This is a genomic window from Actinotalea ferrariae, assembly GCF_019733465.1.
Lineage (GTDB): Bacteria > Actinomycetota > Actinomycetes > Actinomycetales > Cellulomonadaceae > Actinotalea > Actinotalea ferrariae_A.
On the sequence record NZ_JACVQL010000307.1, the window covers coordinates 1 to 7,282 of the forward strand.

A 7,282-nucleotide genomic window follows, 5' to 3' on the forward strand; every position below is an offset into this window, starting at 1 on the left:
GTCGCGGGCGTGCGCGCCGTGCCGGCGTCGGCCGCGCCGGCGTTCACGCAGAAGACGCGGCGCGCCTCGGCCCACGCGGCGACCTGCGCGTCGACCGCCCGGTCACCCGTCGCCGCGTGGACGAGCCAGGCCTTGTCGACGTCGCGCTCCTGGACCTCGTCGCAGCGCCACCGCACGACGCGGTCCTCGACGAGCTCGGCGAGCTCCTCGCACAGCTGGGGGGCGACCACGAGGACGTCCGCGCCCGCGACGCGCATCGACTGCACGCGCCGCGCGGCGACCGGACCGCCGCCCGCGACGAGGACGCGACGGCCCTCGAGGTCGACCCCCAGCATCGTGGTCATGCGTCGGCCCTCGCGGCGGCGAGCGGCGTCCCGACGAGGACGAGCCCGCCCTCGACGCGGACGGGCCACGTGCGCAGGGTCGCGCCGCCCGCGACCGGCTCGCGGCCGACGGGGTCGAGGCACTCCCCCGTGCGCAGGTCGAACACCTGCTTGTACATGGGTGACGCGAGCGTGGGCGCGTCGCCGCGTGACCCGACGATGCCGCGCGAGAGGACGTGCGCGCCGCTGAAGGGGTCGAGGTTCTGCACCGCGAGCACCGTGCCGTCCACGAGCCGCACGACGGCGACCTGCTCACCGCCCACGAGCGCCGCGGCGCCGCGCTCGGGCACCAGGTCGGCGACGTGGCAGACGGCGGTCCAGGCCGTGCGGCCCGACGTGCCGAGGACGACGGCGCTCATCGGCGCACCTCCAGCGTGGTCCCGGCGACGAGCACCGCGCCCGCACGCGGTTCGCTCACGCCGCCTGGCCCGTCCGCGCGAGCAGCCGAGTGCTGTGCGCGCTCGGCGGCCGTGGCCGGCCGCACCTGACCGCGCTCGGGCACGTACGCGAGCGAGGGGTCCGGCGTCGTCGGCGCGTTGACGAAGGACGCGAACCGCGCGAGCTTCTCGGGGTCGTCGAGCGTCGCGCGCCACTCGTCGGTGTAGTTCTCGACGTGCGCCGCCATGGCCGCGTCGAGGTCCGCCGCGATGCCGAGCGAGTCGTCCATGACGACCGCGCGGACGCCGTCGAGCCCGCCCTCGACGTCCTCGATCCACGGCGCGGTGCGCTGGAGGCGGTCGGCGGTGCGCACGTAGTACATGAGGAAGCGGTCGATCGTCCGCACGAGCGTCTCGGTGTCGAGGTCCTCGGCGAGCAGCTGCGCGTGCCGCGGGGTGAAGCCGCCGTTGCCGCCCACGTAGACGTTCCAGCCCTTGTCCGTCGCGATGACGCCGACGTCCTTGGCGCGCGCCTCGGCGCACTCGCGCGCGCAGCCCGAGACGCCGAGCTTGATCTTGTGCGGCGAGCGCAGGCCGCGGTAGCGCAGCTCGAGCTCGACGGCGAGCGCGACCGAGTCCTGCACGCCGAAGCGGCACCACGTCGACCCGACGCAGGACTTCACCGTCCGCAGGCTCTTGCCGTACGCGTGGCCGGACTCGAAGCCCGCGTCGACGAGGCGCCGCCAGATCGCGGGCAGCTGCTCGAGCCGCGCACCGAACATGTCGATCCGCTGACCGCCGGTGATCTTGGTGTAGAGCCCGAAGTCCCGCGCCACCTCGCCGACGACGATGAGCCCCTCGGGCGTCACCTCGCCACCCGGCATGCGCGGGACGACGGAGTACGAGCCGTCCTTCTGCAGGTTCGCCATGACGTGGTCGTTGGTGTCCTGCAGCGTCGCGTTCTCGCCGTCGAGCACGTGACCCGCACCGAGCGAGCCGAGGATCGAGCCGACGACGGGCTTGCAGATGTCGCAGCCGCGCGCCGCCGCGGGCAGGTCCTGGCGGCCGTGCCGGGCGAGGATCTCGCTGAACGTCCGCAGGCCGCTCACCCGGACCGCGTCGAACAGCTGCGCGCGCGAGAGGTCGAAGTGCTCGCACAGCGCGGTGCTCACCGTGACGCCGGACTTCTCGAGCTCGGTGGTCACGAGCTTCTTCACCAGCGGCAGGCACGAGCCGCAGCTCGTGCCGGCGCGCGTGCAGGCCTTGACCGCGCCGAGGTCCGTGCAGCCGTGCTCGGTGACGGCGGCGCGCACCGTGCCGGCCGTCACGTTGTTGCACGAGCACACCGCGGCGTCGTCGGGCAGCGCCGTCTGCGGGCGCCCGGCGGAGCCCGCACCCTCGGGGAGGATGTACGCGCCCGGGTCGCCCTCGAGGCGGCGGCCGAGCATGGGGCGCAGCGAGGCGTACGCCGACGCGTCGCCGACGAGGACCCCGCCCAGCAGCGTCGAGGCGTCGTCCGAGAGCACGATCTTGGTGTAGATCCCGGCGACGGGGTCGGCGTGCACGAGCTCGAGCGCGCCGGGCGTCGCCGCGAAGGCGTCGCCGAAGCTCGCGACGTCGACGCCCGCGAGCTTGAGCTTCGTGGCCGTGTCCGCGCCCGGGAAGACGGCGGCGCCGCCCAGCAGCCGGTCCACGACGACCTCGGCCATCGCGTAGCCGGGCGCGACGAGGCCGATGCAGGAGCCGTCGATGCACGCGACCTCGCCGACGGCCCACACGGCCGGGTCCTCGGTGCGGCACGCCTCGTCGACGACGACGCCGCCGCGCTGGCCGACCGGCAGGCCGGCCGCGCGCGCGAGCTCGTCGCGCGGTCGCACGCCCGTCGCGAGGACGACGACGTCGACGTCGAGCCGGCCGCCGTTGGCGAAGTCCATGCGCCGCACGGCGCCGTCGCGGCCCGGGCGCAGCGCCGTGGTCGACGTGTTGAGGCGCACGGCGACGCCCGTCGCGTTGATGAGGCGACGCAGCGCCTCACCGCCGCCCTCGTCGACCTGGAGCGGCATGAGGCGCGGGCCGAACTGGATCACGGTGCTCTGCGCGCCGAGCGCCTGGAGGGCCCCCGCCGCCTCGAGCCCCAGCAGACCGCCGCCGACGACGGCGCCGCGCACGGGCCGCTTCCACCGCGCCGCGCGCTCCTCCACCCAGCCGCGCAGGGCGGCGACGTCGTCGACCGTGCGGTAGACGAAGACGCCGGGCAGGTCGGTGCCCTCGACGGGCGGCACGGCGGCGGACGAGCCGGTCGCGAGCACGAGCGCGTCGTAGCCGTAGGACGTGACGTGGTCGGTGTCGTTGCGGCGGGCGGTGACCGTGCGGGCGGCGCGGTCGATCGCGGTCACCGTGGTGTCCCGCACGAGGCGCACGCGCGGGTCCTCCCACAGCTCGGGCTGGCCGAGCGAGAGGTCCTCGGCGTTGCGGCCCGAGAAGTAGGAGGTGAGGGCGACGCGGTCGTAGGGCGCGCGCGGCTCCTCGGCGAGGACGGTGACGCGCCAGGCGCCGTCGGCGTCCCGGTCGCGCAGCGCCTCGACGAGCCGGTGCGCGACCATGCCGCCACCGACCACGACGAGGTGCTGGTCCACCGGTCCCCCCTGGCTGCCGGGCAGCTGCTCGGCTGCGTCGGGCTGCTGACCGTCCCGACGGTAGGCAGCGGAGGTTTCCCCGGAGGTGCCGTGGTGTTTCGGCTGTGTCACGCCATCGAGCGCGTCCGTCGGCTCGTCCATCGGGGCCTCCCAGGGTGCGGTGGCCCGGGACAGGGACGCCCCCGGGCCTGCCGCCGACGCTAGGAAGCCCGTGTTTCACCGGTGCCGTGCGCCGGTTACCCCCGCGCAACCTTTCCCGCACACGCCCGGGGGTCCCCGTGTGAGGGGCGCGCCCGGTGGCCGGTGCGCGAGACTGAGCGGGGCGCCGCCGACCTCCGCGCGACGGCCCGGCAGCCGTCGACGGCGGCTTGCGTGGAGACTTCGCGTCGCCATGTGACGCGAAGTCCCCACGCAAGGCCCGAGGCCGGCCGGGCGGAGTCGGGGCTGCGCCGCGGGGCGGCGTCAGGCCTTGCGCCAGCCTGCGCCGTGCTTCTTGTGGACGGCCTGGCGGCTGACGCCGAGCACCGTCGCGATCGCCGCCCACGAGGCGCCGCGGTTGCGGGCGCGCCGCACGAGTGTCGCCTCCTGACGCTCGAGCTCGGTGCGGAGCGCGCGGAGGGCGGCGAGCGCCGAGATCGGGTCCTCGCCCTCGGCCTGGGCCACGAGACTGCTCATGGTGTCGTCCTTCGTCATGGTGGTCCTTCGCTGACGCCTCCGGAGGTGCTGTCAATCGTCGTTGACACCGCCGTCGATGTCAACCGCAGATGACAGATCCGACCGCGCAGCGTCCCCGACCGGAGGAGGCGCCCGCCCTAGACTCGCGACCATGTCGAGTGCGCCACCCGAGGGCCTCACGGTCCCCGGTGGAGGAGGGACGCACGCCGACGGCACCACGCGAGCCGACGGCGCCGTCGCCGACCCCGCGCCCGGCCCGAGCAGCGGCGTCCACGTCGTCGACACGCCCGCCGCCCGCGTCCACCACCCCGCGGACCTCGTGGGCGTCGTGCTGTCCGCGCTCGGCATCGCGCTCGTCCTGGTCATCGGCATCTACGCGCGCGGCACCACGACGGGCGTGACCGAGGACGTCCAGGACTTCGAGTCCGTCATCCAGCGCCTCCTCGTCGTGCCCGTCGCCGTCATCGAGGGCCTCATCACCGTCCTCGTGCCGCTCGCCGTGCTCACCGAGCTCGTGCTGCGTCGCCTGGTGCGGCACGCCATCGAGGCCGTCGCGGCGGCGATCCTCACGTTCGGCGCGGCCCTCCTCACCGCGTGGCTCATCACGCACCTCGGCGTCCCGGTGCTGCGCTCGTCGTTCAGCGTGTGGGTCAACGGCGTGCGCGCGGTGATCATCCCCCCGCTGCTGAGCGCGACCGCGGCGCTCCTCACCGTGGCCGGCGCGCGCAACCGCCGGCGGACGGTCGGCTGGTCGTGGAACTTCGTCTGGCTCGCGCTGGGCGTCGCGCTGATCAGCGGCGTCATCACGCTGCCGGCGGCGCTGATGACCGTCCTGCTCGGCCGCCTCGTCGGTCTGGCCGTGCGCTACGTGACGGGCGTGCAGAGCGAGCGCGCCTACGGCGACTCGCTCGTCGCCGGGATCCGCCGCGCGGGCTTCGAGCCCGTGCGCCTGGTGCGCGTCGCCGACACGACGCAGGACGACGACGGCGAGCACGACGCCGGCCGCGACCGCCCCGAGGACGGCGCCCCGGACCTCGCGGCCGTCGCGATCGCCCGGCACGGCGACAACCGCGTCTACGCCATGACGACCGCCGACGGCGACCGCCTCGACGTCGTCGTGCTCGACGGGGACCGGCAGGTCGTCGGCATGCTCACGCGCTTCTGGCGGTCGCTGCGTCTGCGCGGCCTCGAGGGGCGCGGCGTCGTCTCCCTGCGGCAGGCGGCGGAGCGCGCCGCGCTCCTCACCTACGCCGCGTGGTCCGCGGGCGTGCGCACCCCCCGCCTGCTCGCGCTCGCCGAGGCCGAGGACTCGATGCTCCTCGTGCAGCAGCACGCGTACGGCGCGGTGCCGCTGCGCGACCTGCCGCCCGAGGCGCTGACCGACGACATCCTCGACGACGTCTGGGACCAGCTGCGGGCCGCGCACCGCGCCGGGCTCGCGCACCGCGGCCTCACGGCGGACACGGTGCTCGTGGACCTCGAGCCGCCGTTCGTGCCCGCATCCGCCCCGGCGCCCGACGGGACGCCCGCGGCGACCACGACGACGGGCCCCGTGGTCCTGCTGACGGGGTGGGAGTCGGGCGACGTCGCGTCGTCCGAGCTCGCGCGGCGCATGGACATCGCCCAGATGCTCGCGCTGCTCGCGCTGCGCGTGGGTGCCGAGCGCGCCGTCGGCTCCGCGGCCCGCGTGTTCACCGACGAGGACCTCGCGACCATCGGCCCGCTGCTGCAGGCGATCGCGCTGCCGCGCTCGACGCGCGACGAGGCGCGCGAGCGCAAGGGCGTCCTGGCCGAGGTCCGCGAGGCGCTCCTCGCGCAGCTTCCCGAGGCCGACGTCGAGCCGCAGCGGCTCATCCGGTTCGGGGCGCGCACGGTCATCACGCTCGTGCTCGGCATCGCGGCCGCGGTCCTCATCATCACGCGGCTCAACTTCGCCGAGATCTCCGCGGCGCTCGTCGACGCCGAGCCGTGGTTCGCCGCCGTCGCGTTCGCGATGGGCATGGTGACGTTCCTCGGCTCGGCCATGGCGCTCGTCGCGTTCGCGCCCGTCAAGCTGCCGCTGTGGCGCGCGACGCTCGTGCAGGTCGCCGGCTCCTTCGTGGCCCTCGTCGCCCCGGCCGGCGTCGGCCCGGCCGCCCTCAACCTGCGCATGCTCACGCGCCGCGGCGTCTCGAACACCCTCGCGGTCGCGTCCGTCGGGCTCGTCCAGGTGTCGCAGTTCATCACGACGCTCCTGCTGCTCCTCGTGCTCTCGCTCGCGAGCGGCGAGCCCATGCAGCTGCCGTCGCGCACCGTGCTCGTGTCCGTCGCGATCGTCATCGCCGCGCTGGCCGCGTCGATGCTCGTGCCCGCGCTGCGGCACTGGGTCGCCGCCCGCACCCTCCCGCTGTGGCGCCAGACCTGGCCGCGGCTGGTCCAGCTCCTCGGCCAGCCCAAGCGCTTCGCGGTCGCGATCGTCGGCAACCTGATCATGACGATCGGGTACCTCGGCGCCTTCCAGGCGAGCCTCGCGGCGTTCGGCGAGGCGCTGCCGCTGATCGACCTCGCGCTCATCTACCTCCTGGGCAACACCGCGGGCGCGCTCGTCCCGACCCCGGGCGGCCTCGGCGCGATCGAGTCGGCGCTGACCATCGGCCTCATCAACGGCGGGGTGCCGGGCGCGATCGCGGCGTCGGTCGTCGTGCTGTTCCGTGCCCTGACCTACTGGGCGCGCATCCCGTTCGGCTGGCTCGCGATGCGCGCGCTCCAGCGCACGGGCGAGCTCTGAGGGAGCGCCCGTCATGGGAACGGACGCCGTGGGCACGGACGCCGTGGGCACGCACGCCGACGCCGAGGTGACCGCGGAGCTGGTCGACCGGCTCGTCCGCGACCAGCACCCCGACCTCGCGGGACGCCCCGTCCGGCTCGGCGCTCGCGGGTGGGACAACCAGCTGTGGCGCCTCGGCGACGACCCGGCCGTCCGGCTCCCGTGGGCGACCGACGCGGCCGACGCCCTGCTGCTCAAGGAGCACGCGTGGGTCCCCGGGCTCGCACCGCTCCTGCCGCTGCCGGTCCCCGTCCCGCAGCGGCTCGGCCGGCCCTCGGCGGCGTTCCCCCGCCCGTGGCTCGTGACCACGTGGGTCCCGGGCACGCCGGCCGACCGGGAGCCCGTCACGCGCGGCCGGGACGCCGCGACGACGCTCGCGGCCTTCCTCACGGCGCTCCACCGGCC

6 protein-coding genes are annotated in these 7,282 nt (G+C 75.4%); 2 read left to right on the forward strand and 4 right to left on the reverse strand.

Annotated elements, in window-relative coordinates:
• From ICW40_RS18515 to ICW40_RS18530, 4 genes are all read right to left on the reverse strand, one after another.
• Positions 1-344: precorrin-2 dehydrogenase/sirohydrochlorin ferrochelatase family protein (locus ICW40_RS18515; protein WP_308121905.1), on the reverse strand; the 344-nt coding region annotated here is incomplete at its 3' end.
• Positions 341-742: a nitrite reductase small subunit NirD gene (gene nirD / locus ICW40_RS18520; protein WP_221655473.1), complete on the reverse strand. Its 402-nt coding sequence runs from the start codon at positions 740-742 to the stop codon at positions 341-343. The genes ICW40_RS18515 and nirD, both read right to left, overlap by 4 nt.
• A complete protein-coding gene (gene nirB / locus ICW40_RS18525) occupies positions 739-3,396 on the reverse strand; it encodes a nitrite reductase large subunit NirB (RefSeq protein WP_308121906.1) in 2,658 nt (885 codons plus the stop codon). The genes nirD and nirB overlap by 4 nt, the downstream gene beginning before the upstream one ends.
• A 462-nt stretch (positions 3,397-3,858) precedes the next feature.
• Positions 3,859-4,089 carry a hypothetical protein gene (locus tag ICW40_RS18530; RefSeq protein ID WP_221655475.1) on the reverse strand — a complete coding sequence of 77 codons (231 nt, stop codon included), beginning with the start codon at positions 4,087-4,089 and terminating at the stop codon, positions 3,859-3,861.
• Positions 4,090-4,222: 133 nt separating this feature from the next.
• Between ICW40_RS18530 and ICW40_RS18535 the strand changes: the two genes are divergently transcribed.
• Together ICW40_RS18535 and ICW40_RS18540 are read left to right on the forward strand one after the other, a co-directional pair.
• Positions 4,223-6,838 (forward strand): lysylphosphatidylglycerol synthase domain-containing protein, encoded by a 2,616-nt coding sequence (locus tag ICW40_RS18535; RefSeq protein ID WP_221655476.1) that lies wholly within the window; start codon positions 4,223-4,225, stop codon positions 6,836-6,838.
• A 13-nt stretch (positions 6,839-6,851) separates the two neighbouring features.
• The coding region (locus tag ICW40_RS18540; protein WP_221655477.1) for a phosphotransferase at positions 6,852-7,282 on the forward strand (431 nt) is incomplete at its 3' end.

Coding starts and splice junctions, on each gene's coding strand:
- nirD (WP_221655473.1), bottom strand. CDS start 742: ATGAGCGCCGTCGTCCTCGGCACGTCGGGCCGCACGGCCTGGACCGCC.
- ICW40_RS18535 (WP_221655476.1), top strand. CDS start 4,223: ATGTCGAGTGCGCCACCCGAGGGCCTCACGGTCCCCGGTGGAGGAGGG.
- ICW40_RS18530 (WP_221655475.1), bottom strand. CDS start 4,089: ATGACGAAGGACGACACCATGAGCAGTCTCGTGGCCCAGGCCGAGGGC.